The 23942-nt window shown below is 65.9% G+C and carries 24 protein-coding genes; 10 read left to right on the top strand and 14 right to left on the bottom strand.

Annotation, left to right across the window (positions count from 1 at the left end):
• Positions 1-115 precede the first annotated feature (115 nt).
• Both XH81_RS22705 and XH81_RS22700 read left to right on the top strand, forming a co-directional pair.
• Positions 116-994 (top strand): MJ0042-type zinc finger domain-containing protein, encoded by an 879-nt coding sequence (locus tag XH81_RS22705; protein WP_028139934.1) that lies wholly within the window; start codon positions 116-118, stop codon positions 992-994.
• A gap of 41 nt (positions 995-1035) precedes the next feature.
• The gene (locus XH81_RS22700; RefSeq protein WP_028139933.1) at positions 1036-1410 is read left to right on the top strand and encodes a response regulator; all 375 of its coding nucleotides are present in this window, start codon (positions 1036-1038) and stop codon (positions 1408-1410) included.
• A gap of 278 nt (positions 1411-1688) precedes the next feature.
• On the opposite strand, the gene XH81_RS22695 is transcribed toward XH81_RS22700, so the two are convergent.
• Both XH81_RS22695 and XH81_RS22690 read right to left on the bottom strand, forming a co-directional pair.
• Positions 1689-2834: a DUF4175 family protein gene (locus XH81_RS22695; protein ID WP_028139932.1), complete on the bottom strand. Its 1146-nt coding sequence runs from the start codon at positions 2832-2834 to the stop codon at positions 1689-1691.
• The gene (locus XH81_RS22690; RefSeq protein ID WP_028139931.1) at positions 2822-4771 is read right to left on the bottom strand and encodes a TIGR02302 family protein; all 1950 of its coding nucleotides are present in this window, start codon (positions 4769-4771) and stop codon (positions 2822-2824) included. The genes XH81_RS22695 and XH81_RS22690 overlap by 13 nt, the downstream gene beginning before the upstream one ends.
• A gap of 165 nt (positions 4772-4936) precedes the next feature.
• Here XH81_RS22690 and XH81_RS22685 point away from each other — a divergent pair, with 165 nt between their 5' ends.
• Positions 4937-5320, top strand: coding sequence for a carboxymuconolactone decarboxylase family protein (locus tag XH81_RS22685; protein ID WP_018316258.1), 384 nt, complete (start codon positions 4937-4939; stop codon positions 5318-5320).
• 245 nt (positions 5321-5565) lie between these two features.
• Positions 5566-6474: an NAD(P)-dependent oxidoreductase gene (locus tag XH81_RS22680; RefSeq protein ID WP_028139930.1), complete on the top strand. Its 909-nt coding sequence runs from the start codon at positions 5566-5568 to the stop codon at positions 6472-6474.
• A 177-nt stretch (positions 6475-6651) separates the two neighbouring features.
• Here XH81_RS22680 and lysA read toward each other — a convergent pair whose 3' ends face one another.
• The 3 genes from lysA to argH all read right to left on the bottom strand — a co-directional run bounded on the left by lysA (position 6652) and on the right by argH (position 9723).
• Positions 6652-7917: a diaminopimelate decarboxylase gene (lysA, locus tag XH81_RS22675; protein WP_028139929.1), complete on the bottom strand. Its 1266-nt coding sequence runs from the start codon at positions 7915-7917 to the stop codon at positions 6652-6654.
• Between the two features lie 23 nt (positions 7918-7940).
• Positions 7941-8231 (bottom strand): LPS translocon maturation chaperone LptM, encoded by a 291-nt coding sequence (lptM, locus tag XH81_RS22670; RefSeq protein WP_028139928.1) that lies wholly within the window; start codon positions 8229-8231, stop codon positions 7941-7943.
• Between the two features lie 94 nt (positions 8232-8325).
• Positions 8326-9723, bottom strand: a complete 1398-nt coding sequence (gene argH, locus XH81_RS22665; RefSeq protein ID WP_028139927.1) for an argininosuccinate lyase — start codon at positions 9721-9723, stop codon at positions 8326-8328.
• A gap of 101 nt (positions 9724-9824) precedes the next feature.
• On the opposite strand from argH, the gene tlpA reads away from it, so the two are divergent.
• Positions 9825-10490: a thiol:disulfide interchange protein TlpA gene (gene tlpA, locus XH81_RS22660; RefSeq protein WP_028139926.1), complete on the top strand. Its 666-nt coding sequence runs from the start codon at positions 9825-9827 to the stop codon at positions 10488-10490.
• A 6-nt stretch (positions 10491-10496) separates the two neighbouring features.
• Here the strand turns inward: tlpA and XH81_RS22655 are convergent, their stop codons facing one another.
• The 6 genes from XH81_RS22655 to XH81_RS22630 form a co-directional block, all read right to left on the bottom strand.
• On the bottom strand, positions 10497-10691 hold the full coding sequence (locus XH81_RS22655; RefSeq protein WP_028139925.1) for a hypothetical protein: 195 nt from the start codon (positions 10689-10691) through the stop codon (positions 10497-10499).
• A 225-nt stretch (positions 10692-10916) separates the two neighbouring features.
• Positions 10917-11798, bottom strand: a complete 882-nt coding sequence (locus XH81_RS22650; RefSeq protein ID WP_028139924.1) for a 3-hydroxybutyryl-CoA dehydrogenase — start codon at positions 11796-11798, stop codon at positions 10917-10919.
• Between the two features lie 209 nt (positions 11799-12007).
• A complete protein-coding gene (locus XH81_RS22645; protein ID WP_028139923.1) occupies positions 12008-12952 on the bottom strand; it encodes an electron transfer flavoprotein subunit alpha/FixB family protein in 945 nt (314 codons plus the stop codon).
• The gene (locus XH81_RS22640; protein ID WP_018316267.1) at positions 12952-13701 is read right to left on the bottom strand and encodes an electron transfer flavoprotein subunit beta/FixA family protein; all 750 of its coding nucleotides are present in this window, start codon (positions 13699-13701) and stop codon (positions 12952-12954) included. The genes XH81_RS22645 and XH81_RS22640 overlap by 1 nt, the downstream gene beginning before the upstream one ends.
• 126 nt (positions 13702-13827) lie before the next feature.
• Positions 13828-14400 carry a cob(I)yrinic acid a,c-diamide adenosyltransferase gene (locus XH81_RS22635; RefSeq protein WP_028139922.1) on the bottom strand — a complete coding sequence of 191 codons (573 nt, stop codon included), beginning with the start codon at positions 14398-14400 and terminating at the stop codon, positions 13828-13830.
• 86 nt (positions 14401-14486) lie between these two features.
• On the bottom strand, positions 14487-14681 hold the full coding sequence (locus XH81_RS22630; protein WP_028139921.1) for a twin transmembrane helix small protein: 195 nt from the start codon (positions 14679-14681) through the stop codon (positions 14487-14489).
• 316 nt (positions 14682-14997) lie between these two features.
• Here XH81_RS22630 and XH81_RS22625 point away from each other — a divergent pair, with 316 nt between their 5' ends.
• Positions 14998-15891 (top strand): YihY/virulence factor BrkB family protein, encoded by an 894-nt coding sequence (locus XH81_RS22625; RefSeq protein WP_028139920.1) that lies wholly within the window; start codon positions 14998-15000, stop codon positions 15889-15891.
• Here XH81_RS22625 and XH81_RS22620 read toward each other — a convergent pair.
• Entirely contained in the window at positions 15818-17098 is a 1281-nt protein-coding gene (locus XH81_RS22620; protein WP_028139919.1) for an ATP-binding protein, read from the bottom strand. The two genes, XH81_RS22625 and XH81_RS22620, sit on opposite strands and share 74 nt — an antisense overlap.
• 104 nt (positions 17099-17202) lie before the next feature.
• The gene (gene gluQRS, locus XH81_RS22615; RefSeq protein ID WP_028139918.1) at positions 17203-18075 is read right to left on the bottom strand and encodes a tRNA glutamyl-Q(34) synthetase GluQRS; all 873 of its coding nucleotides are present in this window, start codon (positions 18073-18075) and stop codon (positions 17203-17205) included.
• Positions 18076-18261: 186 nt separating this feature from the next.
• Between gluQRS and XH81_RS22610 the strand changes: the two genes are divergently transcribed.
• Complete coding sequence (locus tag XH81_RS22610) at positions 18262-18915, top strand: DNA-3-methyladenine glycosylase family protein (RefSeq protein WP_028139917.1); 654 nt, start codon at positions 18262-18264, stop codon at positions 18913-18915.
• A 72-nt stretch (positions 18916-18987) separates the two neighbouring features.
• Here XH81_RS22610 and XH81_RS22605 read toward each other — a convergent pair whose 3' ends face one another.
• Positions 18988-19875 carry a LysR family transcriptional regulator gene (locus XH81_RS22605; RefSeq protein WP_028139916.1) on the bottom strand — a complete coding sequence of 296 codons (888 nt, stop codon included), beginning with the start codon at positions 19873-19875 and terminating at the stop codon, positions 18988-18990.
• A 181-nt stretch (positions 19876-20056) separates the two neighbouring features.
• Here XH81_RS22605 and XH81_RS22600 point away from each other — a divergent pair, with 181 nt between their 5' ends.
• From XH81_RS22600 to XH81_RS22590, 3 genes are read left to right on the top strand one after another with little or no spacing between them, the layout of a single operon-like run.
• On the top strand, positions 20057-21031 hold the full coding sequence (locus tag XH81_RS22600) for an NAD(P)H-dependent flavin oxidoreductase (protein WP_028139915.1): 975 nt from the start codon (positions 20057-20059) through the stop codon (positions 21029-21031).
• A gap of 35 nt (positions 21032-21066) precedes the next feature.
• On the top strand, positions 21067-22251 hold the full coding sequence (locus XH81_RS22595) for an ABC transporter substrate-binding protein (protein WP_028139914.1): 1185 nt from the start codon (positions 21067-21069) through the stop codon (positions 22249-22251).
• A gap of 24 nt (positions 22252-22275) precedes the next feature.
• Positions 22276-23802: an acyl-CoA synthetase gene (locus XH81_RS22590; RefSeq protein ID WP_028139913.1), complete on the top strand. Its 1527-nt coding sequence runs from the start codon at positions 22276-22278 to the stop codon at positions 23800-23802.
• Positions 23803-23942 lie beyond the last annotated feature (140 nt).

Genomic DNA, 23942 nt, shown 5'->3' with positions numbered 1-23942 from the left:
CAACGGGTTTTGCCGCCGTTATGGTTTCCGGTTCGTTAACGGTCGCGCTGTAGCATACATCGTAGCATCCTTGCCGCGCGGCTCTCCCCGACGCGGTCATCGTCAAGGCTCGTCCATGCATATCGTCTGCCCCCATTGTATGACATCCTACGCCATCAAGCTTGCGAGCCTTGGGGCGAACGGACGGGCGGTCCGCTGTTCCCGCTGCAAGGAGACCTGGATCGCCCATGCCGAGGATGCCATCGAGGAGGCATCCGTCCCGGCCATGGCCGCGGCCAGCCAGGCCGACGACCAGACCGATCTTGCCGAGCAATGGAACTCCTATGCCAAGGACGACGGCGCCACTGATGCGCCCGTCGTCGACAGCCCCTCGATTGCCAGCGACTGGCCCGACGAAGAGGCCAAGGAAACCGAAGACGAGTGGTCCGCGGCCGCCCGGGAAGCCGAGGAGGAGGTCGTCGGCGCGCAGCACCAGTCCTGGTTCCGCGGCTTGTTCGGCCGCCGCGGCGCGCGGGTGAGCCGTCCAGTCGCCACCGCGTCGCCCAAAAAATCCCATTTCGGCCTGCCGACCGCCTGCGCCGCCATGGGCGCGCTGGTTCTGGCGCTGGTGATCTGGCGCGGCGACATGGTGCGGCTGCTGCCGCAGACCGCCGCCTTCTACAAGATGGTCGGGCTCGAGGTGAACCTGCGGGGCCTCGCCTTCAAGGACGTGAAGCTGTCCAGCGAGACCGTGGACGGTAAGCAGGTGCTGGTGATCGAGGGTGTGATCGTCGGCGAGGGCAAGAAGCCGCTCGACATTCCGCGGCTGCGCTTTGCCGTGCGCGACGGGCAAGGCGCCGAGATCTACGCCTGGAATACGGTGCTGGAGCAGACCGTGCTGCGGCCCGGCGAGCGCGCCTTCTTCCGCTCCCGCCTGGCCTCGCCGCCGCCGGAAGGCCGCAATATCGACGTTCGCTTCTTCAACCGGCGCGACATTGCCGGCGGCAGCGTATAATCGCGCCGCCCGGTACCGAGGTTGGTCCGAAAGTTGGTCTCATGCCGAAGATCTTGATCGCCGATGACGAAGATTCGATGCGCACGCTGGTGGCGCGCGCCATCGCCATGGACGGGCACGAAACGGTCACCGCGCAGGACGGCGCCGAGGCGCTGGAGATCCTGACCCGCGAGGACGGCGCCTTCGACCTGCTGCTCACCGACATCCAGATGCCTATCATGGACGGCATCGCGCTGGCGCTCTCCGCCGCGCGCGATTTTCCCGATTTGACCATCTTGCTGATGACCGGCTTTGCCGACCAGCGCGAGCGCGCCTCGAACCTCAATGCGCTGGTGCACGACGTCGTGACAAAACCGTTCTCGGTCGCCGACATCCGCACCGCGGTGGCGGACGCGCTGGCGGCGAAAAAGGGGTAGTGGCGGGCAACCTTAACCACACATACCGCTGTCATGCCCCGGCTTGCCGTCTTCGCTGACGCTTCGCCGGCCGAGTACCCGCGTGGGCCCGGCGTAGCATCGCGGAGCCGGGACCGGGGCATCCAGTACGCCGCGGCCTATCGACTTAGTCACTGCTGTCTCTGGAATACTGGATCGCCCGGTCCCGGCTCCGCCAAGGCCCACACGGCGCTGGCACGCCGAAGCTTCAGCGAAGGCGGCAAGCCGGGCGATGACAGTGAGCTTGTGGCGACTTCGCCTCAGAAATCCTTCAGCAGCCGCTCGATGTAATCGAGCTCGATCTGCGGGCGCGAGCTGTCGCCGAGGCGGCGGCGGAGCTCTTCGAGGATGCGGCGGACGCGCTGGGCGTCGATCTCGCCCGGGATCTTGACGGTGTAGTCGTCGCTGAGATCGCGGCCGTGAAGCGGGCGGCCCAGCGGATCGGTCTGATTGCCGCCGCTTTGCTGCCGGCCGGCCCGATTGCCGGGACCATCGCCCTGCCCGTCGCCATCGCCCTGCTGCATCGCCTCGGCCATCTTCTGCGCGCCCTTGCGCATCGCGTCGAGGGCCTTGCCCTGCGAGTCCACGGCGCCATCGGCATTGCCTTCGCCGAGCTTCGAGCCGGCATCGCCCATGGCGCCGTCGGCGGCATCGAGGCTGCCGTCATCATCACCCTGGTCGCCGTCCTGATCGCCGCTCTGGCCCGGATCGCCCTGCTGCCCTTTCTGACCCTGCTGACCCTTCTGGCCTTTCTGTCCCTTCTGCGCGAGGCCGCGCTTGGCGAGCTCGTCCTGCAGCTTCTTCAGGCGGTCGCGCAGCGACTGCTGATCCTGCTGCAGGTCCGACATCGACTGGTCGCCCTGCGGCTTGCCGCGCGAGCGGTCACGCCGGGAATCCTGGCCCTGCTTGAAAGTCTTGTCGCGCAATTGCTGCTGCTTGCGGATCATGTCGCTGAGCTCGTTCAGCGCCTGCTCCATGTCGCTCTCGCCGGACTGCCCGGGCTGCGCCATCTGGAGATTTTCCATGATCTGCGCGAGCTGCTCGAGCATGCGCTGGGCCGCCTCTTTATTGCCCTCACGCGCCGCCTTCTCGATCTGCCGCAGCAGGTCATCCAGATCGCGCTGCGTGATGACGGAACGATCGCGATTGGACGACTGGCTTCTTTCCGTGGCGCGCTTGTACTCCTCGAGCTTCTGAATGGCGTCGGACTGGTTGTTCAGGCTCTTCCCGGATTCCTTCTGCCTGAGGCTGTCGCCGGATTCCTGCATCGCCTTTTCCGCGCTGTCGAGCAGCGCATCGGGATCCTGATCCAGCTGAGCCGCGGCCGGCGAGACGCCGCCCAACAGCATGGCGAGGCAGGCGATCGACATCGCCTTCAAGACTGGCACGGGTGCTAGCTTCCGCATTTCCGGTCCCGCGTAAACTGGTTGGTCTTGTCGTCCCCCGCCTTGTTGGCACGGCTGTTCGCCGATTTGCGATAGGCCTGAAGCTGCTCGCGCAAGACGTCCTGCTGCTGCGCCAGCTCGGCGAGCTGCTCGGGCGTCGCATGCTGGGTCTTTTGTCGCAGCTCGACTGCCTTGTCGAGGATGAGCTGGACCTCCGCCGGGAACGGCTGCCGGGCGCCGAGCGGATTCTGCTCGGCGCGGCGGGCGAGATCGCGCACCTTGCCGGCCATGGCCTCACGCAGCTTCTGCGTCAGCACCCTGAGCTCGTCCTCGCTGGCTCCGCGGTCCAGCGCCGCCTTGAGCGCATCCTGCGCCGAGCGCAGCGCGGCGTTGACACTGCCGGCGACGCCGTCATCCTCGATGGTCGTCGCGAAGGCCCACATGCTCGCCACCACGTTGCGCAGCGCATCGTCGGTGCGGGCGGCCTCGAGCTGGCTCGCCAGACTCCGGAGGCCGAGATAGCAGCCGGCATCCGGCGTGAACAATTCGGGTGCGATCATGAGCGCGTCGAGCGCGGTGTAGACGTCGGAATTCCTGTTGGCGTCGAGCGCGAGGATGCGGCGCTGCTCGATCAGCGCGCGCGCGAGCGAGTTGGTGAACAGACGCTCGGGCAGGCGCATGTTGAAGGGTTCGCTCCTGGCCTCGTTGCCGGCCTCGTCCTTGGCGGTGAGCGTCAGCGTGACGTCGGCGCCGGCATAGGGGTCCTCGCTGAGATCCTTCACGGTCTGGCCGACGCCGTTGCGGGTGCGCGCGTTCGGCAGCACGAGCGGGAATTGCGGCGGCTGGAACAGCGGACGCGCCGCGGCCTTGCCGTCGGAATCCTTGCTGCCATCCTTGACGGCATCTTTGGCGTCGGCGGGGCGCAAGGCAATCTGCGCATCCGCGCCGGTGACGCCGTAATCGTCCTCGATCTTGTAGGAGAGCTGGAGCCCGCCGCGCGCCTGGCGCTCGGGATCCTTGGCGAGCGCGATCGTCGGTGCACGGTCCGGCGTTGCCGCAAACGCCCATTGCGGCTGGCCGGAGGGCGCGCGGACATGCGCGGTGCCGTCTGCGGTGATGGTGAAATGCTTCTCGTTGGTGCCCTTGGGCGCGGCTTCCGCGGGAGCGGCCTCCTTGAGGCCGCCGGAGACGACGACATCCAGGCTGCCGCCGGAGGAGCGTACGATCAGGGTTGAGCCGGCGGGAACGGCAAGCGGGCCGGCGGCGGGCACCGCCGCGGCCTCCTTGTTGGCGGCCGACAGGATGACCGGCGGCTTGCCGGTGTAAAGCGGCGGAGTGACCCAGGCATCGACGCGAACATTGGCCGGCGCCAGCACGCCGTTCCAGTCGAAAGCGGCCCCGAGCCGCATCGCGCGCTCATCGCCGGCGGCGAAGAAGGTCGCGACCAGCATCACCATGACCAGCGCGCGCAGCGCCCAGGGATCATGCAGCGCGAGCCGCGGATGCGGCAGACCGGCGCGGATGCGCTTGAGCGAGGCCAGCGTACGCTCGCGCTGCGCCTGCCACAGCGCCTGTGCGACCGGGTCCTGCGAGGACAGCGTGTCCGTCAGCGTCGTGGCCGGGCGATGACGGATGCCGGAGCCACGATCGAGCCGGCTGAGTGCCTCCTCGCGGCTCGGCCAGCGGAAGCGAATCAAGGGAAACAGGACGGCAATGGCGATGCCGGCGAAAACGACGAGACCGATGGCACGGGCAATGAACGGCAGCGCCAGCCAGAGGCCGGCCCAGGACACCACCAGGAACAGCCCGACGACGGTCAGAAGCCGCGCCAAATTCGGCCAGGCACGCTCCCACGCGATGGCATAAATGGCCCGATCGAGGGCCTGCGCCAGCTTCAGCCGCGACAGAGCATCGCTGTTGCGGATCGGGTCTGACGGGTCGGGGGTGACGCCGTTCAATCAACTCTCCAGGTTGCCCGGTAGAGAAGCCTATCACAACGGCAGCACTGAGGCATCCGTTCCGGCACGGGAGACACCCCTTTTCCCGCATAACACGAGGACGTGACTGGCCCGCGGCAACCCCGTAATTTCCGCGCCGCCCCGAGGGACAAGAGAGGAAACGCCATGGACAAGAAGATGCACGACAAGGGCCTGGAAGTCCGCAAAGCGGTGCTGGGCGAGGCCTATGTCAACAACGCACTGAAGAACGTCGACGATTTCAACCGCCCGTTCCAGGAGATGCTGAACGAATATTGCTGGGGCACGGTGTGGGGCCGCGAGGAGCTGCCGCGCAAGACCCGCAGCATGCTCAACATCGCCATGATCGCGATCCTCAACCGCCAGCACGAGTTTCGCGCGCATCTGAAGGGCGCGCTGACCAATGGCGTCAGCCGCGAGGAGATCCGCGAGATCCTGATGCAGGTCGCGATCTATGGCGGCATGCCCGCCGCCGTCGACAGCTTCCGCATCGCGCGCGAGGTGTTCGCGGAGATCGACGGCAAGGCGTGAGGGCACGCGGGGTCAGGGACGCAACGCCCTCACCTCCGTCGTCCCGGACAAGCGAAGCGCAGATCCGGGACCCATAACCACAGGAAGATGTGGTTGCGGGGACTCGGAGTGACCGCTTTTGAGCACGACTCCTCCCTGGGGTTATGGATCCCGGATCTGCGCGCGCTAAGGCGCGCTTGTCCGGGACGACATCGAGGCTGGAGTGCGCGTATTTCAAAACGACAACGAAAAAAGAAGGAAACACTATGGACATCGGATTCATCGGGCTCGGAAACATGGGTTTCCCGATGGCGCGGCGGCTGATCGAGGCGGGACACGGGCTCGTCGTGTTCGACACGCGCAAGGAGGTGACGGGCAAGCTCGAAGCGCTCGGCGCTAAGCCAGCGACATCGCCGAAGGACGTCGCCGACCAGGTCGAGACCGTGATGGCGAGCCTGCCCTCGCTGCAGGCTTCGCTCGAGGTTGCAACGGGAGCGAACGGCGTCATCGAGGGCAGCCGCGCAAAGCGCTTCATTGATCTCTCCACCGTCGGATCCGCGATGGCCGTGAAAATTCACGGCCTCCTCGCCAAGCGCAACATCGTGCAGATCGACTGCCCCGTCTCCGGCGGCGTCGGCGGTGCCGAGAAGGGCACGCTGGCGGTGATGGTGTCAGGGCCGAAGGCGGAGTTCGAGCTGCTCAGGCCCGCCCTCGACGTGATCGGGAAAGTGTTCTTCATCGGCGAGAAGCCCGGCGCGGCGCAGACCATGAAGCTCGCCAACAATTTCCTGTCGGCCACCGCGATCGCGGCGACCTCGGAAGCGGTCGTGATGGGCGTGAAGGCCGGGCTTGATCCCGCCGTCATGATCGACGTCATCAATGCCGGCTCCGGCATGAACACCGCGAGCCGAGACAAGTTTCCGCGCGCCGTGCTGCCGCGCAGCTTCGACTTCGGCTTCGCCACGGGGTTGATGGTGAAGGACGTGCGGCTGGCGCTCGAGGAGATGAAGCAGCTCGGCCTGTCGATGGAGGTCGCCGACGCGGTCGGGCGGTTGTGGGAGACCGTGATCAGCGCGGAAGGCGCCGAGTCCGATTTCACCGCGGCGATCAAGCCGATCGAGAAGAAGGCGGGCGTTGTGGTGGGTGGAGCGAAGGGTGGGGTGACGGGGAAGTAGCGATCCCAATCTCCGCTCGTCGTCCCGGACAAGCGAAGCGCAGATCCGGGACCCATAGCCACAGGAGGGTGTTTGGCGAAGGCTCGGAGTCACCAGCTTCGAGTCATAACCACTTCCTGTGGTTATGACTCCCCGCCTACGCGGCGACGACACCGCGGCTGTTGAGCCGGCGTCGTCTCACAGCCACGGCGCCGGCGTGTCCATCGCGATCAGCTGCTCGACCTCGATGCGCGGACGGACCACGGCGTACTGATCGTCCTTCACCAGCACCTCCGGCACCAGCGGCCGCGTGTTGTAGGTGCCGGCCTGCACCGCGCCATAGGCGCCCGCGGTCATGATGGCGATGAGATCGCCGGGCGCGGGCGTCGGCAGCGTGCGGTCGAGTGCGAGATAGTCGCCGGTCTCGCAGACCGGGCCGACGACATCGGCCATGATGGTGGCCGCGCCCTTGGCGGGCTGCTTCACCGGCAGGATGTCGTGATGTGCCTCGTACAGCGTCGGGCGAATGAGGTCGTTCATGGCGGCGTCGATGATGACGAAATTCTTGCCGTCGCCATGCTTCACATAGATCACCTTGGCGACCAGGATGCCGGCATTGCCGACGATCATGCGGCCCGGCTCGAACATCAGCGTGCAGCCGAGATTGTGGCTGACGCGCTTGACCATGGCGGCATAGGCCGCCGGCGCCGGCGGCGCCTCGCGGTCCATGTAATAGGGAATGCCGAGGCCGCCGCCGAAATCGACATGGGAGATGTTGTGGCCGTCGGCGCGCAGCGTCTGCACGAATTCGGAGAGGATGCGGAAGGCGGTCTCCATGCCGGAGAGGTCGGTGATCTGGCTGCCGATGTGCACGTCGGTGCCTGTTACCTCGATGCCCGGGAGCTTGGCGGCGCGGGCATAGACCTCTCGCGCATGCACGATCGGGATGCCGAACTTGTTCTCGGACTTGCCGGTGGAAATCTTGGCGTGGGTGCCGGCGTCGACATCGGGATTGACGCGGAGCGAGATGCGCGCGGTCTTGCCCGTCTCGGTCGCCAGGCGCGACAGCAGCTCGAGCTCGGGCTCGGATTCGACGTTGAGACAGAGGATGTCGGCGGCGAGCGCGGCGCGCAGCTCTTGTTCGGTCTTGCCGACACCGGAGAACAGGATCTTATTCGGCGGAATGCCGGCGGCCAGCGCGCGCTTCAATTCACCACCGGAGACAACGTCGGCGCCGGCGCCCAGCTTGGCCAGCGTGCGCAGCACCGACTGGTTCGAGTTCGCCTTCATGGCGTAGCAGACCAGCACCTTCTCGCCGGCGAAGGCCTCGGTGAAGACGCGATAGTGCCGCTCCAGCGTCGCGGTCGAATAGCAATAGAACGGCGTGCCGACGGTTGCGGCCAGCTCGGACAGGTTCACCGCCTCGGCGTGCAGCACGCCGTTGCGATAGTCGAAATGGTTCATGACGCAGGCTCGGTTGTCCCGGCTTATTTCTTGCCGGGAGGTTCGTCCAGGAGCGGATCGAGAATGAACGGTTTCTTCCTGCCCTTGGCCGCCGCGGGCGCGGCATCCGCACCGTAGGTGGGATTGAACACGCTCGGCGTCCTCTGGGCCTCGGTCTCGGTGTCGGTTGGCGCAGCACCGTTGGCCATGGGCGCGTTGGCGGTCGGCGGCAAATCCAGCGGGCCCTTGCGGCCGCAGCCGGCAAGCGCAAGCGCCGTCAGGCTCAAGACAATGATGGCCCACCCCGAGCCGGCCGGGCGAAACTTTGACGTCACGACGAAATCCCCACTACGCGGGGCGCACCATACAGAGATTGGCGCGCTCTGGCGAGAGCCGGATGACCATGAAACATAAGCGAAATTTTGCCCCTCAGCCCAATTTTCGCTCTTTTTCCAGCCGCTTCGCCCAGGCCTTGGCCTGCGACGCCACGTTCTTCGGCGCGGTGCCGCCGAAGCTGGTGCGGCTCTTCACCGACGATTCGACCGAGAGCACGCCGAGCACGTCCTTGGTGATTTTCGGCTCGATCGCCTGCATCTCCTTCAGCGGCAGCTCGTGCAGCGCGACGCCGCCCTCGGCGGCCTTGGCGACGATGCGGCCGGTGACGTGATGGGCTTCACGGAACGGCATTTTCAGCGTCCGCACCAGCCAGTCGGCAAGGTCGGTCGCGGTGGCATAGCCCTCGCCCGCAGCAAGCTTCATCTTGGCTTCGTCAGGCACGAGGTCGCGGACCATGCCGGTCATGGCGCGGATCGCCAGCGACAGCGCGGCAAAGCCCTCCATGGCGCCCTGCTTGTCCTCCTGCATGTCCTTTTGATAGGCGAGCGGCAGGCCCTTCATCACGATCAGGAGACCGTTGAGCGCGCCGATGACGCGGCCGGTCTTGGCGCGCACCAGCTCGGCGGCATCCGGATTGCGCTTCTGCGGCATGATCGAGGACCCAGTGGTGAACTTGTCGCTGAGCCGGATCATGCCGACCAGCGGCGAGGTCCAGATCACGATCTCCTCGGCAAAGCGCGACATGTGGACGGCACAGATCGAGGCGGCCGACAATGTCTCCAGCACGAAGTCGCGGTCGGAGACGGCATCGAGCGAGTTCGCCATCGGACGGTCGAAGCCAAGCGCCTTCGCGGTGGCGTGGCGGTCGATCGGGAACGAGGTGCCGGCCAGCGCGGCGGCGCCGAGCGGGGATTCATTGAGCCGCTTGCGCGCATCCTGGAAACGGCCGCGATCGCGCGCGGCCATCTCGACATAGGCGAGCAGATGATGGCCGAAGGTCACGGGCTGCGCGGTCTGCAGATGGGTGAAGCCGGGCATCACGGTGGCGGCATGCTCCAGCGCGCGATTGACCAGCGCGGCCTGGAACGCGGCGAGCGCCGCGTCGGTCTCGTCGAGAACATCGCGGACATAGAGACGGAAATCGGTCGCGACCTGGTCGTTGCGCGAGCGCGCGGTGTGCAGGCGGCCGGCGGCGGGGCCGATCAGCTCGGACAAGCGGCTCTCGACATTCATATGGATGTCCTCAAGCGCGCGCTTGAACTCGAAGCCGCCCTTGCCGATCTCTGACAAAATCGTGTCTAGACCCTTGCCGATATTTTTCGCATCAGAGCCCGTGATGATGCCCTGGCTGGCAAGCATCGCAGCGTGGGCCTTGGACGCGGCAATGTCCTGGGCGAAGAGGTGACGATCGACGTCGATGGAGACGTTGATCTCTTCCATGATCTCGTCGGGACGTTCCGAGAACCGGCCGCCCCACATCTTGTTGCTCATGATCCCCTGCTCACGCCTTGATTTGCCGCACGTTTGCTGGCCGCCGCCAGCCGTATTAAGAGGCCCCTGATAGCCATATCTGCGACCGGATGACAAACGATATGCTCGACAAGACGCCCTCCGCCACGCGCCGGGTCCCCCTCGTCATCGCCACCGTGGCGGTCGGAGGGCTGGCCGGCTTCGCCGCGCTGTACGGACTGGGCCTGGGCCGGTCGCCTGGCGGCGATCCGGCCTGCAAGCCGGCGGTTGCGACGGCGCAGAAAATCGCCCCCCTCGCCCACGGCGAGCTGGCGGCGCTGACCATGGCGAGCGCCCCCCTGAAGCTGCCCGACCTCGCCTTCGAGGACGCCGACGGCAAGCCGAAGAAGCTGTCCGATTTCCGCGGCAAGACGCTGCTGGTGAACCTCTGGGCCACCTGGTGCGTGCCATGCCGGAAGGAAATGCCGGCGCTGGACGAGCTCCACAGCAAGCTGTCGGGCCCGAATTTCGAGGTGGTGGCGATCAATATCGACACCCGCGACCCCGAGAAGCCGAAGACGTTCCTGAAAGAGGCCAATCTGACCAGGATCGGCTATTTCAGCGACCAAAAAGCAAAGGTTTTTCAAGATCTTAAGGCGATAGGCCGGGCGCTTGGCATGCCCACCTCCGTGCTGGTCGATCCGCAAGGCTGCGAGATTGCGACGATTGCGGGACCGGCGGAATGGGCGAGCGAGGACGCGCTCAAGCTGATCCGGGCGGCGACGGGCAAGGCCGCCGCGGCGCTCTAGGGATTTTTAGGCGGTGACGTTGAGATTGGCGCCGACGCCGGCACCGACATTGGCCAGCGAAGGCTGCCCGGCACCCATCAGCGTCAGGACGGTGGATTTCTCCATGTCCATGTTCTGCTTGGTCAGCGTCGCCGAGATATTCGACTGCAGCGCGCCTTGCTGAGCGGCCAGCATGGTGCTGACCATTGCCATCATGTCCATTACGCGAACCCTCTTACCGGCTGCAGCCTAGGCGCGAGGGGTTAATGAGACATGAATTGTCACAGGACCGTGGTGTGGCCTCTTGTCTGTGTCCCGGACGCGGCGCGGCACGAAGTGACGCACCGCAGAGCCGGGACCCATGCTTCAGCGTGCACGAGGCTTCTGGGCCCCGGCTCTGCAGCGCATCGCTGACGCGCTGCGCAGCGTCCGGGGCACGAAACCGCCTTAGCGCGTCGGAACCGGCTTGGCGCCGCGGTAATCGTAGAAGCCGCGCTGGGTCTTGCGGCCGAGCCAGCCGGCCTCGACATATTTCACCAGCAGCGGGCACGGGCGGTACTTGGAATCGGCCAGCCCCTCATGCAGCACCTGCATGATGGAGAGGCAGGTATCGAGGCCGATGAAATCAGCCAGCTCCAGCGGGCCCATCGGATGGTGGGCGCCGAGCTTCATGGCCGCGTCGATCGCCTCCACGTTGCCGACGCCTTCATACAGCGTGTAGATCGCCTCGTTGATCATCGGCAGCAGGATGCGGTTGACGATGAAGGCCGGGAAATCCTCGGAGACCGCGACCTGCTTGCCAAGCTTGGCAACGAATTCCTTGGACGCCTCGAAGGTCTGGTCGTCGGTGGCGATGCCGCGGATCAGCTCCACCAGCTCCATCAGCGGCACCGGATTCATGAAGTGAATGCCGATGAAGCGCTCGGGCCGGTCGGTGGCGGCGGCAAGCCGGGTGATCGAGATCGAGGAGGTATCGGAGGCGACGATTGCCTCGGGCTTCAGCACCGCGCAGAGCTCGTGGAAGATCTTGCGCTTGACCTCTTCCTTCTCGACCGCGGTCTCGATCACGAGGTCGCAGTCGGCGAGGTCGTCCAGCTTCTCGGCGGACGTGATGCGCGCCATCGCCTTGGCCTTGTCGTCCTCGGAGACGGCCTTCTTGGAGACCTGGCGCGCCAGATTGCCATTGATGGTGGCCATGCCCGACTTGAGGCGATCAGGCGAAACGTCGTTGAGCACCACGTCGAAGCCGGCCAGCGCCGCGACATGCGCGATGCCGTTGCCCATCTGACCCGCGCCGATCACGCCGACCTTCTTGATCACTGCCGCCATAATGTCATCCACCGGAACGGCGCGCGACGAGCGCGCCTGCTATCCCCCGAGCCGGGAGGTCTGATTTGATCAGAAGCTTGATTTAATCAGAACCCGGGCTCGAAACCTAGATTGGATCGCTTCCCCGGCGTGCCCCACGCCAAAGAAAACGCTTCAGAAATGAAACACCGGCCGGAGTTTATGCCTCCGGCCGGTGTTTTTGGCGTCTTTTACTTGCCAAGCTTGCCAAGTTCGGCCGTCAATTCCGGAACCGCCTGGTAGAGATCGGCGACCAGGCCGTAATCGGCAACCTGGAAGATCGGCGCGTCCTCGTCCTTGTTGATCGCGACGATCACCTTGGAGTCCTTCATGCCGGCCAGATGCTGGATCGCGCCGGAAATGCCGACGGCGACATAGAGCTCGGGCGCCACGACCTTGCCGGTCTGGCCGACCTGCCAGTCGTTCGGCGCATAGCCGGCGTCCACCGCCGCACGCGAGGCACCGACACCGGCCCCAAGCTTGTCGGCGAGCGGCTCGATGTACTTGGCAAAATTCTCGCGGCTCTGCATGGCGCGGCCACCGGAGACGATGATCTTGGCCGAGGTCAGTTCGGGACGATCGCTCTTGGCGACCTCCTCGCCGACGAAGGACGACAGGGCCGGATCGGCCGCCGCCGCGACGGTCTCGACCGGTGCGCTGCCACCCTCGCCGGCTGCGGCGAAGGTCGAGGTCCGCACCGTGATGACCTTCTTGGCGTCCTTGGACTTCACGGTCTGGATGGCGTTGCCGGCATAGATCGGGCGCTCATAGGTGTCGGGGGCGACCACCTTGATGATTTCCGAGACCTGCATGACGTCGAGCAGGGCGGCGACGCGCGGCATCACGTTCTTGAAGCGCGAGGTCGCGGGCGCGACGATGGCATCATAGCCGGAGGCCAGCGAAACGATCAGCGCGGCCAGCGGCTCGGCGAGATCGTGCGCGTAGAGTTCGCCATCGGCGAGCAGCACCTTCTTGACGCCGGCAAGCTTGGCAGCGGCATCCGCCGCGGCCTTGGCGTTCTGGCCGGCAACGAGGACCTCGACGTCCGCGCCGAGCGCGGCAGCCGCGGTCAGGGCCTTGTTGGTCGCATCCTTGAGCGACGCATTGTCGTGTTCGGCAATCAGCAGCGTCGTCATCAGAGCACCCCGGCTTCGTTCTTGAGTTTCGACACCAGCTCGGCGACGTCCTTGACCTTGACGCCCGCCTTGCGGCCGGCCGGCTCCGTCGTCTTGACGACCTCGAGACGCGGAGCGACGTCGACGCCGTAATCGGCCACGGTCTTGTCCGCGATCGGCTTCTTCTTGGCCTTCATGATGTTCGGCAGCGAGGCATAGCGCGGCTCGTTGAGACGCAGATCGGTGGTGACGATCGTCGGTCCCTTCAGCTTCACGGTCTGGAGACCGCCGTCGACTTCGCGGGTGACCTTGAAGTCAGAACCTTCGACCTCGAGCTTCGAGGCGAAGGTCGCCTGCGACCAGCCGAGCAGCGCAGCCAGCATCTGGCCGGTCTGGTTGCTGTCGTCGTCGATCGCCTGCTTGCCGAGAATGATCAGGCCCGGCTGCTCTTCTTCGGCAACCTTCTTCAGGATCTTGGCGACCGCGAGCGGCTCGACGGTGCCCTCGGCCTTCACCAGGATGCCGCGATCGGCGCCCATGGCAAGACCCGTGCGGATCGTCTCCGACGCCTGCGCAGGTCCAATCGAAACCACCACGACTTCGGTCGCCTTGCCGGCTTCCTTCAGGCGCAGCGCTTCTTCGACCGCGATTTCGTCGAACGGGTTCATCGACATCTTGACGTTGGCGAGTTCAACGCCCGATCCATCGCCCTTGACGCGGACCTTGACGTTGTAATCGACCACCCGCTTTACCGGCACTAAGACCTTCATCGATCCTCTTTCACTCAATTTAGGAGGGGGGTTATCAACTGGCGCGGAACCTAAAGGCCCGATCTGCCCCGGTCAACGCGCGAACGGGCCTAATTTTAGCCCTCTGAAATGCGAGAGCTCGATGGGTCAGCGGTTCTGGCCCGGAACCCAGAGCACGTCGCCGGCGCCATTCCCGTTGGCGGCTCGGCTGGCCACGAACAGGAAGTCCGACAGGCGGTTCATATATTGGATGCCAGCTGCACTGACCTGCTCCCCGGGTCGGGCCGCCAGTTCCACGATCACCCGTTCCGCCCTGCGGCATATCGTGCGCGCCACATGGAGATGAGCAGCAGCCGGAGTGCCGCCGGGAAGCACGAAGGAGGTCAGCGGCGCGAGCTTGTCGTTGAGCGCATCGATGTCGCGCTCGAGCCGTTCGACCTGGCTCGCCACCACCCGCAGGCGCTCGGCTTTGCCGTCACGTTCCGGAACCGCAAGGTCGGCGCCGAGATCGAACAGATCGTTCTGGATGCGGCCCAGCATCGCGTGGAGCTCGGGCGCATCCTGGGTATGGAGCCGCACCACGCCGATCGCAGCATTGGTTTCGTCGACCGTGCCATAGGCCTCGATACGCAGATCGTATTTTGGGCGGCGCTCGCCCGAGCCGAGGGCCGTCGTGCCGTCGTCACCGGTCTTCGTGTAGATGCGATTCAGTACGACCATAGAGGCCTCTTAATTTTGGGCATGATCTCGTCGGAAAACCGCTTCACACTTTGCGCTAACGCGGCCCTTCGGGTCCGGATCATGCCTTACCGCCCCATCGCCCAGACCGCGAGCATTGCGATGACGATCGCCACGAACTGAAGCAGCACGCGCCAGCGCATCAGCTTCTGCGAGGTATTGGGCGAGCCGCCGCGCATCATGTTGATGAGCCCGAGCAGCAGCACCAACGCCACGGCGCCGGCTGCCGCCGGCAGGATGAAAGTCGTCAGGAGAGATGCCATTGGGGGGTGATAACACCGTGCGCGCCGGTCCGCCATGGTGCCGCGGCAGCCTCCGGCGTCCTTCCGGGCGATGCGAAGCGTCGAGCCAGGAATCCGTCGGGCCACCCCTACTGCGGCGAAATGGATTCTCAGATGCGCAATTGCGCATCATAGCTCGCGCTGCGCGCGCCCCGGAATGACAGCGAGGCGCTTCGCGAACTGGCTTTTGGGGCAAGAATATCAGATGGTAGCGCGATGATTTCCGATTTGCGCCCATTGCCTATTCTCCTGATCTCTCCCTACGTGCAGGGAGAGCGAGCAGCGGTGTAGGTGCCACGTGAAAGCCATCCGCTACATTTACTGCGTCTTGGAGGATGCGTTCTACACGTTCCTGGCCGACGACGGCTGGGCGATCGCGAGCCACATCGCCCTGTCGACGCTGATGGCGTTGTTCCCGTTCCTGATCGTGCTGACCTCACTCGCGGGCTTCTTCGGCTCCAAGGAACTCGCCGACCAGGCCGCCAGCCTGATGCTGCAGATCTGGCCGAAGCAGGTCGCCGATTCGATCTCGGGCGAGGTGCATGACGTGCTGACCACGACCCGCACCGGCATTCTGACGATTGGCGCGGCGCTGTCGGTCTATTTCGCCTCCAACGGCGTCGAGGCCCTCCGGGTCGCACTCAATCGCGCCTATGCGGTGGTGGAGATGCGGCGCTGGTACTGGCTGCGTCTGGAATCGATTGTCTACACGCTGATTGCGGCCTTCACCGCGCTCGCCATGGCGTTCCTGATCGTGCTCGGACCGCTCTTGATCGAGGCGGCGCGGCGCCACATCCCGCTGTTCGTCGAGTCCAACGAAAGCATCCTCACCTGGCTGCGCTACGGCATCACGATCGGTGCACTGGTGGTGGCGCTGATCATCCTGCACGTCTGGCTGCCGGCGGGACGGCGCGGCTTCCTCCAGATCCTGCCCGGCATCGTCTTCACCATCGTGGCGTCGCTGATCTCCGGCATCGTGTTCGGACAATATCTGGCGCGCTTCGCCAACAATTACGTGACGATGTATGCGGGGCTCGCCTCGGTGATCATCGCGCTGGTGTTCCTGTATTTCATCGCGGCGATCTTCGTTTACGGCGGCGAGCTCAATGCCGCGATCATCAAGTCACGGCTTCCTCACGGCGTGTCGCTTCAAGCAGCGCAGTCGCTAAAGCCCGCGGAGACACAGGCTTGACCAGGAAGGCGTCGGCGCCGGCCTCGCGCGAGGCCGCCTCGTCCTCGCCGCGACCGGACACCCCGATGATCGGGATCCGAGCCAGCGGCGCCTGCATGGTGCGGATCCGCCTGATGGCCTCGACGCCGTCGATGCCGGGCAGCACCATATCCATCAGCACCGCATCGAACGCCCCTTGCGCCAGCCGGCCGACTGCATCCTCGCCGCGCCCGATGAACTCGGCATGATGGCCGAGCTCGGTCAGAATCGTGTTGAGCACGACGCGGCCGAACGGATTGTCCTCGACGCTGAGGACGCGCAGCGCCGCGACCGCATCCGCCTCGGTCTCGCCCTTCGCCTTGCGGGATTTGCTGGGGCCCGCCGCATCGAGCGACACCGTCAGCGTAAAGGTGGCGCCGCCGCCGCGGCGCGGTGCGACGGTGATGTCGCCGCCCATCGCGCGCGCCAATTGCTTGACCGAGGACAGCCCTAAGCCGGCGCCGCCGAAGCGCGAGGCAATGGTGACATTGGCCTGGGTGAACGGGCGGAACAGCCGCTTGATCTCGGCCATGGTCAGACCGATGCCGCTGTCGGACACCGCGAAGGCGACGCCGACCCTGCCCTTCTCTTTTGACTTGCCCTTTGCCTTGCCTTTGGCAGGACGCCAGGGCGCGACCTCGAGCGCCACGCCGCCCTGGTCGGTGAACTTCACGGCATTGTCGATCAGGTTCTCGAGCGCGGCGCGCAGGCGGACGGGATCGCCGACCACGAGGCCGGGGAGCTTGTCGGAGATCTCGACCTGGGCCTGGAGACCCTTGGCCGCGGCACGCCCGGCCAGTGAATCGCCGGCGCTGCGGGCGAGCGTGCGGAGATCGAACAGGTCCTGCCGCAGCGTACTTCCGGCCTTGCTGGCGCCCTTGCCGGTTCTGGCGGCATCCACGAACAGCGTGGCAAGGCTCGCCAGATGCTCGGCACCGGCCTTGATGGTGTCGGCCCAGCGCCGTTCCCGCTCGCCGAGATCGGAGGTCGCCAGCAGGTCGCTGATCGCCAGGATGCCGGTCAGGGGGGTGCGGACCTCATGGGCAAAGGCGGCGAGCGCCGCCTGGACGACATCCGGCGCGACCGTCTTGGTGCTGCGCTTGCGCAACCCGCCGGTCGTCCCGGACCGCTTCCGAGGCGGTCGCCTGGACGTCCGCGTGGTGCGCGCTGGGCGCTTTTTCGCCGCCATAAATCCCCTTCGAAGTGTCCCCTTCGAACCCCGGGCTGTCGGCCAAGCATGGCACGGCGGAACCCCCGGAGTCACGGCGGCGTTTCGCTAACCCCCAGAGAAACTTAACCTAATCCCACCAGCCGACGGATGCCGGCAGGCGTGATGCCGGCCGCACGCAAGGCGTGAAGACCGGTCGAGCCGCTCGATTTCGACAGCTTCTGCCCCTCGCTGTCGCAAATCAGCCGGTGATGACGGTAGGCGGGTTCGGGCAGGCTGAGCAGGACCTGGAGCAGGCGGTGGACGGCGGTGGCGTGAAACAAGTCCTGGCCGCGCACGATCTCGCTGACGCCCTGAAGCGCATCGTCGACGACGACGGACAGGTGGTAGCTGGTCGGTGTCTCCTTGCGCGCCAGGATAACGTCACCCCAGGCCTCGGGCCGCGCCGGGACGGTGCCGTGCTCGCCATCGGGCCCCTCGCCCAGCTCATTCCAGGTCAGGCCGCCGACGCGCCGACAGGCGACCGCCATGTCGAGCCGCAGCGCGTAGGGCGCGCCGCTGTCGATCAGGCGCGCCCGCGCGTCAGCAGGCAGCGATTTGGACTCGCCGGGATAAAGCGGCGCGCCGTCGGGATCACGCGGCCACGGGCCATCCGCCTCGCGCGCGGAAACGAGCTTTGCGATCTCGGCGCGGCTTTCGAAGGCGGGATAGACGAGCCCAAGCGCCGACAGCTTGTCCAGCGCGGCACGATAATCGGCGAGATGCTCCGACTGTCGCCGCACCGGTGTCTCCCAATCAATTCCGAGCCAGGCCAGATCCTCGTAGACCGCCGCCTCGAATTCCGGCCGGCAGCGCGTCGTGTCGATGTCCTCGATCCGCAGCAACAGCCGGCCGCCCGACTCGCGCGCGCGGTCGAAATTCAGCAGCGCCGAATAGGCGTGGCCAAGATGGAGGTAGCCGTTCGGGCTCGGAGCGAATCGGAAAACGGGTGGTGTCATGAGAAAGAACTCGTCATGGCCGGGCTTGACCGCCTCGGCTGTCATTCCGGGGCGGTCCGCAGGACCGAACCCGGAATCTCGAGATTCCGGGTTCGACTTCGCATCGCCCCGGAATGACGGAGTAGGATAATAGATAAGCGGGTCAAGCCCGGCCACATGACGTCCGAAAGAGTTTGCCAAACTGCAATGACCATCCATCTCGAATCCCAGTCCGATCTCGAAGAGGCCGTCCACGCGCTGATCAAGCGTGACCCGCGCCTCAAACCCGTGTTCGAGATCGCGGGCATGCCGGCGCTGCGGCGGCGCGAGCCGGGTTTTGCGGGCCTTGCCCACATCGTCTGCGGCCAGCAACTCTCGACCGCGAGCGCGGCGGCAATCTGGGGACGGTTGTCGGCCGCCTTCGATCCGTTCGACCACGACGCGGTGCGCCGGGCCCGCACTGACCGGCTCGGGCGGCTCGGCCTGTCGGCTGCCAAGATCAAGACGCTGAAGCATCTCGCCCGCGAGATCGGCGCGCAGCGACTGAACCTCGACGTGCTCGCCGAGGAGGATGCCGACGCCGCGCATCACACGCTGATCGCGCTGCCCGGCATCGGCCCCTGGACCGCGGACGTCTACCTCCTGTTCTGCCTCGGCCATGGCGATGCCTGGCCCGCCGGCGATCTCGCCGTGCAGGAGGCCATCAAGGTCGGCCTCGGCCTTCAGGCGCGGCCGACGGAGAAGCAGATGGCGCCGCTCGCCGAGCCCTGGCGTCCGCTGCGCGGCGCGGCGGCGCATCTGTGGTGGAGCTATTATCGCGCGGTGAAGAAGCGCGAGGGCGTGCTCGCCGGCTCGGGCTAAAGCGCGACGCGATTAGGATGAAACGTCATCGCGCTTTTCGGAAAACCGCTGCGCACTTTCCCGGATCATGCTTTAGCCCCGCAGCCTCGCGCGGTCGGCCCGGGCGCATTCGGCGACGAAATCCACGACAGCACGCACCGCCGGAAGCTCGACGAGGTCGGGATGGGCCAGCAGCCACAGGTCCGCCACGCTGGCGAGCTTTTGCGGGGCGACGCGTACGAGGTCGGGATAGCTTTCTGCGACGAAGCAGGAGAGCGCCGAGATGCCAATCCCGGCGCGGACCGCGGCCAGCATGTCCCCCTGCGAAGAGCAGCGCATCACCACCCTGGCCTGCCGGGTGACGACGTCGCTCCAGCGCGCAAGCTGTGCATTCGACGCCTGGTCGGCGAAGCCGACGACGCTATGCTCCTTCCACTCGCCGCGCCGTTCAGGCAAGGACCGCCCCGCGGCATAATCGCGCGAGGCATAGAACCCGGTGCCAAGGCGGCCGATCTTGCGGCCGACCAGGTTTTCCTCGCCGCTGTCGAAAGGCCGCAGCACCACGTCCGCCTCACGCCGGCGCACGCTCGCCGGAAACGGGTGGGTGATGATCTCGAGCTGGACATGGTCATGCGCACGCAGGAAGGCGGGCAGGCGCGGCATCAGCCAATGCGAGGCCAGCGTCGCGCCGATCGAAAGCTTGACGATGCCGCGCGCCTTATGTCCCCCGGCCGCGACCGCGGTCTCGGCCCGCAGCGCCGCCGCCGCCATGGCCTCGGCGTGCTCGCGCAATGTCCGTCCATCCGCGGTCAGTGCCAGGCCGTCGGCGGCGCGCGCCAGCAACCTGGTGCCGAGCTGGGCTTCCAGCGCCGCGATCTTGCGACTGACGGTCGGATGGCTGGTGTGCAGCCGGCGGGCGGCCGCGGTGAAGCTTCCGGTATCGGCGACCGCGACGAAGGTCTTGCAGAGATCCCAGTCCAATCGGCTCCCCCCGTTCATATCTGAAAGGCTATCCGTTCATTATTGAACGACCGGAGGGCGCCGTCCAACCTTATAGTGGGTTCAAATCCGCGACACGGGCGGCAATCGCCCGCGCGACAATCAACACGGAAACGCCTCGTCATCCGCCCGCCGGCGGGGCCGCGTTTTCAGGGAGGACATGATGGCGCTGCCCGCTCTCTTGAAGGATTCGCTCGCGCTGCCGGTGGTGGGCTCGCCGCTCTTCATCGTCTCCGGACCGGAGCTGGTGATCGCCCAGTGCAAGGCGGGCGTCGTCGGCTCGTTTCCGGCGCTCAACGCCCGTCCGGTCGAGAAGCTGGACGCGTGGTTGAGCCGCATCGAGGACGAGCTCGGGCAATACAAATCGCTCAATCCGGGCAAAAAGGTCGCGCCCTACGCGGTCAACCAGATCTGCCACGCCTCCAACGACCGCCTGATGAAGGACATGGAGACCTGCGTGAAACATCGCGTCCCCATCATCATCACCTCGCTGCGGCCGCCGGCGGAGATCGTCGAGGCCGCGCATTCCTATGGCGGGCTGGTGTTCCACGACGTCATCAACGTCAAGCATGCGCGGAAAGCGGCCGAGCACGGCGTCGACGGCCTGATCCTGGTCTGCGCGGGCGCCGGCGGGCATGCCGGAACGCTCTCGCCCTTCGCGCTGGTGCGCGAGGTCAAGCAATGGTTCAAGGGCACGATCCTGCTGTCGGGCGCGATCAGCGACGGCTTCGGCATCGCCTCCGCGCTGACGCTTGGCGCCGACCTCGCTTATATGGGCACGCGTTTCATCGCGACCAGGGAAGCCAACGCCGACGAAGCCTACAAGTCCGCGCTGACGCAGCATGCCGCGCACGACATCGTCTACACCAACCTCTTTACCGGCGTGCACGGCAACTATCTCGGCCCCTCCATCGCCGCCGCGGGGTTAGATCCGGACAATCTGCCGATGGCCGACAAGACGAAGATGAATTTCGGCTCAGGCGGCAACACGAAATCAAAGGCGTGGCGCGACATCTGGGGTTCGGGCCAGGGCATCGGCCAGATCACCGATGCGCCTGCCGTCGCCGACCTGGTCGACCGGATGAAGGCGGAGTTCGATCAGGCCCGGCAGGATTTCCTGCTCCGCGCCAGCGCCTGACGTCTCGGACTACAAGAAAAAAACGGGAGGACACCATGAAGCTCGCAGCCGCATTGATCGGCATGTCGTTGCTGACGCTCGGCGCCGGCAGCGCCCGCGCCGAAGGCAGCGCCGAGATCCGCATCGGGCAGACCCTGCCCTATAGCGGCCCGGCCTCCGGCTTCGGCGCGATCGGGCGGACGCAGGAAGCGTTCTTCGACAAGATCAATGCCGATGGCGGCATCAACGGCCGCAAGGTCAAGTTCATCACGCTGGACGACGCCTATTCGCCGCCGAAGACGGTCGAGCAGACCCGCAAGCTGGTCGAGCAGGACGAGGTGCTGATGATGTTCGGCTCGCTCGGCACCGCTACCAACAGCGCGGTGCAGCGTTATCTCAACGCCAAGAAGGTGCCGCAGCTGTTCGTGCTCTCGGGCGCCACCAAATGGGCCGAGCCGCAGAAGAATCCGTGGACGATGCCGGGGATGGCGGCCTACGAATCCGAGGGCGTGGTCTATGCCAAATACATCTTGCAGACCAAGCCCGACGCCAGGATCGCGATCCTGGCACAGAACGACGATTTCGGTCGCGACTATGTCGCAGGCTTCAAGCGCGCCCTCGGGGCCAAGGCGGCCGGCATGATCATCGCCGAACAGACCTACGAGACCAGCGCGCCGACGATCAGCTCGCAGCTCTCGACCCTGAAGGCCTCGGGCGCCAACGTGCTGTTCGGCGTCGTACTCGGAAAATTCACCTCGCAGATGGTCAAGGGCGTGGCCGAGATCGGCTGGAAGCCCGAACTGTTCTTCGTGCCGACCTCGGCTTCGTCGATTTCGTTCCTGGAGCCGGCCGGGCTCGACAACGCGGTCGGCCTGATCTCGTCGAGCAACCAGAAGGACACGATGGACCCGCAATGGGCCGACGATCCCGGCGTGAAGGAGTATTTTGCCTTCATGAAGCAATACCTGCCAAACGCCGACCTTTCCAACTCCAACTACGCGGCCGGCTACCACTATGCGACGCTGCTGATGACGGTGCTGAGGGCGTGCAAGGAAGACGTCAGCCGCGACAACATCATGCGCCAGGCGGCCTCGCTGAAGGAGGTGAAGCTGCCGCTGCTGCTGCCGGGAATCTCGGTTACGACCGGTGCCGACGATTATCTGCCGTTCCAGCAGCTTCAGCTCCGCCGCTTCAACGGCAAGAGCTGGGTCGGCTTCGGCGACGTGCTGGACGATCGCTAGGCTCGTGCGGGACAAGGACACGCCATGATCATCAGCGGCGAGCGCCGGATCAGCTATGACGAGATCCAGTCACGCATCAGGCGGGCGGCAAGCGGGTTTCGCGCCCTGGGCCTTGCCGAGGCCGCGCCGGTTGCGATGATGCTGCGCAACGACTTCGCCCTGTTCGAGGTGGTTGCGGCCTCCGCCGCCCTCGGCAGCCCGGTGGTGCCGATCAACTGGCATCTCAAGGCCGAGGAGGTCCGCTACATCCTGACCGACAGCGGCGCGAAGATCCTGGTCTGCCACGCCGACCTGCTGCCGCAGATTCGTGACGGCGTGGCGCCGGATGTCCGCCTTCTCGTCGTCGCGACGCCACCCGAGCTGGCGGCGACCTTCGCCATTGCCCCGGAGCTGACCGCGGTCCCGGCCGAACTGACCGATTGGGAGCGCTGGCGCGAGGGCCATACCGAAACCCAGGAACCGCCGCGCCGGGCCGCGGCAATGATCTACACCTCGGGCACGACCGGGATGCCGAAGGGCGTGCGGCGCATGCCGATGCAGCCCGAGCAGGCGGCCGCTTCCGAACGTGTCGGCGCGATCGCCTATGGCATCAAGCCGCGGGACAACCAAATCGTGCTGATCAACGGGCCGATGTATCACTCGGCGCCGCATTCCTACGGCATGATGGCGTTCCGCAACGGCTGCACCATCGTCCTCCAGCCGCGGTTCGATGCGGAGGAGCTGCTGGCACTGATCGAGCGTCACCGCGTGACGCACATCCACATGGTTCCGACGATGTTCGTGCGGCTGCTGCGGCTCCCCGAGACGGTCAGGCGGCGCTACGACCTGTCGTCGCTGCGCTTCGTCGTGCACGGGGCTGCGCCCTGCCCGCCCGAGGTGAAGAAGGCGATGATCGATTGGTGGGGGCCGGTCATCAACGAGTATTTCGGCTCGACCGAGACCGGGATCCCGGTGTGGCACTCTGCCGAGGAGGCGCTGAAGAAGCCCGGCACCGTCGGCCGCGCCATCGAAGGCGGCATCGTCAGTATCTTCCGCGACGACGGCAGCGCGTGCAACGCCAACGAGGTCGGCGAAATCTACATGCGCCAGACGGCGGTGCCCGATTTCGATTATCACGGCAAGGCGCAGGCGCGCGCCGAGGCGGGGCGCGACGGCCTCGTCAGCGTCGGCGACGTCGGCTATCTCGACGAGGACGGCTATCTGTTTCTGTGCGACCGCAAGCGCGACATGGTGATATCAGGCGGCGTCAACATCTATCCCGCCGAGATCGAGAACGCGCTGATCGGCATGCCCGGAGTGCGCGATTGCGCCGTGTTCGGCATTCCCGACCCGGAATATGGCGAGCGGCTATGTGCCTGCATCGAGCCCGACACCGGCGACCAGCTCTCCGCCGCCGCAGTGCAGGCTTTTCTGCGCGAGCGGCTGGCGAACTTCAAGGTGCCGAAGGAGATCCGGTTCCTGGATGCGCTGCCCCGGGAGGCGACCGGAAAGATCTTCAAACGCAAGCTGCGCGATCCCTATTGGACCGGCCGGGGTCCGGGCGGCGCTTAAACCTTCTCCGGCCGGCGTCCGTGCGAGCGGAATACCAGGCCATATTCCACCCGAGCAGGGCTGCATGTCTGCCTCGCTCGGGTCCGCAGCTTTTGGCGGGCAAGGAAACCGTATAGCGTCCGATCTCAGAGGAAACGCCG

Source organism: Bradyrhizobium sp. CCBAU 25360, from assembly GCF_028128695.1.
GTDB lineage: Bacteria > Pseudomonadota > Alphaproteobacteria > Rhizobiales > Xanthobacteraceae > Bradyrhizobium > Bradyrhizobium ottawaense.
Note: the sequence above shows the minus strand (reverse complement) of the source record. Positions and strands in the feature narration are given on the sequence as shown.

Excerpts from the sequence above, each read along its gene's own strand:
- XH81_RS22705 (WP_028139934.1), top strand. The coding sequence starts at position 116 with ATGCATATCGTCTGCCCCCATTGTATGACATCCTACGCCATCAAGCTT.
- XH81_RS22700 (WP_028139933.1), top strand. The coding sequence starts at position 1,036 with ATGCCGAAGATCTTGATCGCCGATGACGAAGATTCGATGCGCACGCTG.
- XH81_RS22695 (WP_028139932.1), bottom strand. The coding sequence starts at position 2,834 with ATGCGGAAGCTAGCACCCGTGCCAGTCTTGAAGGCGATGTCGATCGCC.
- XH81_RS22685 (WP_018316258.1), top strand. The coding sequence starts at position 4,937 with ATGGACAAGAAGATGCACGACAAGGGCCTGGAAGTCCGCAAAGCGGTG.
- XH81_RS22680 (WP_028139930.1), top strand. The coding sequence starts at position 5,566 with ATGGACATCGGATTCATCGGGCTCGGAAACATGGGTTTCCCGATGGCG.
- lysA (WP_028139929.1), bottom strand. The coding sequence starts at position 7,917 with ATGAACCATTTCGACTATCGCAACGGCGTGCTGCACGCCGAGGCGGTG.
- argH (WP_028139927.1), bottom strand. The coding sequence starts at position 9,723 with ATGAGCAACAAGATGTGGGGCGGCCGGTTCTCGGAACGTCCCGACGAG.
- tlpA (WP_028139926.1), top strand. The coding sequence starts at position 9,825 with ATGCTCGACAAGACGCCCTCCGCCACGCGCCGGGTCCCCCTCGTCATC.
- XH81_RS22655 (WP_028139925.1), bottom strand. The coding sequence starts at position 10,691 with ATGGACATGATGGCAATGGTCAGCACCATGCTGGCCGCTCAGCAAGGC.
- XH81_RS22650 (WP_028139924.1), bottom strand. The coding sequence starts at position 11,798 with ATGGCGGCAGTGATCAAGAAGGTCGGCGTGATCGGCGCGGGTCAGATG.
- XH81_RS22645 (WP_028139923.1), bottom strand. The coding sequence starts at position 12,952 with ATGACGACGCTGCTGATTGCCGAACACGACAATGCGTCGCTCAAGGAT.
- XH81_RS22640 (WP_018316267.1), bottom strand. The coding sequence starts at position 13,701 with ATGAAGGTCTTAGTGCCGGTAAAGCGGGTGGTCGATTACAACGTCAAG.
- XH81_RS22635 (WP_028139922.1), bottom strand. The coding sequence starts at position 14,400 with ATGGTCGTACTGAATCGCATCTACACGAAGACCGGTGACGACGGCACG.
- XH81_RS22630 (WP_028139921.1), bottom strand. The coding sequence starts at position 14,681 with ATGGCATCTCTCCTGACGACTTTCATCCTGCCGGCGGCAGCCGGCGCC.
- XH81_RS22620 (WP_028139919.1), bottom strand. The coding sequence starts at position 17,098 with ATGGCGGCGAAAAAGCGCCCAGCGCGCACCACGCGGACGTCCAGGCGA.
- gluQRS (WP_028139918.1), bottom strand. The coding sequence starts at position 18,075 with ATGACACCACCCGTTTTCCGATTCGCTCCGAGCCCGAACGGCTACCTC.
- XH81_RS22610 (WP_028139917.1), top strand. The coding sequence starts at position 18,262 with ATGACCATCCATCTCGAATCCCAGTCCGATCTCGAAGAGGCCGTCCAC.
- XH81_RS22600 (WP_028139915.1), top strand. The coding sequence starts at position 20,057 with ATGGCGCTGCCCGCTCTCTTGAAGGATTCGCTCGCGCTGCCGGTGGTG.
- XH81_RS22595 (WP_028139914.1), top strand. The coding sequence starts at position 21,067 with ATGAAGCTCGCAGCCGCATTGATCGGCATGTCGTTGCTGACGCTCGGC.
- XH81_RS22590 (WP_028139913.1), top strand. The coding sequence starts at position 22,276 with ATGATCATCAGCGGCGAGCGCCGGATCAGCTATGACGAGATCCAGTCA.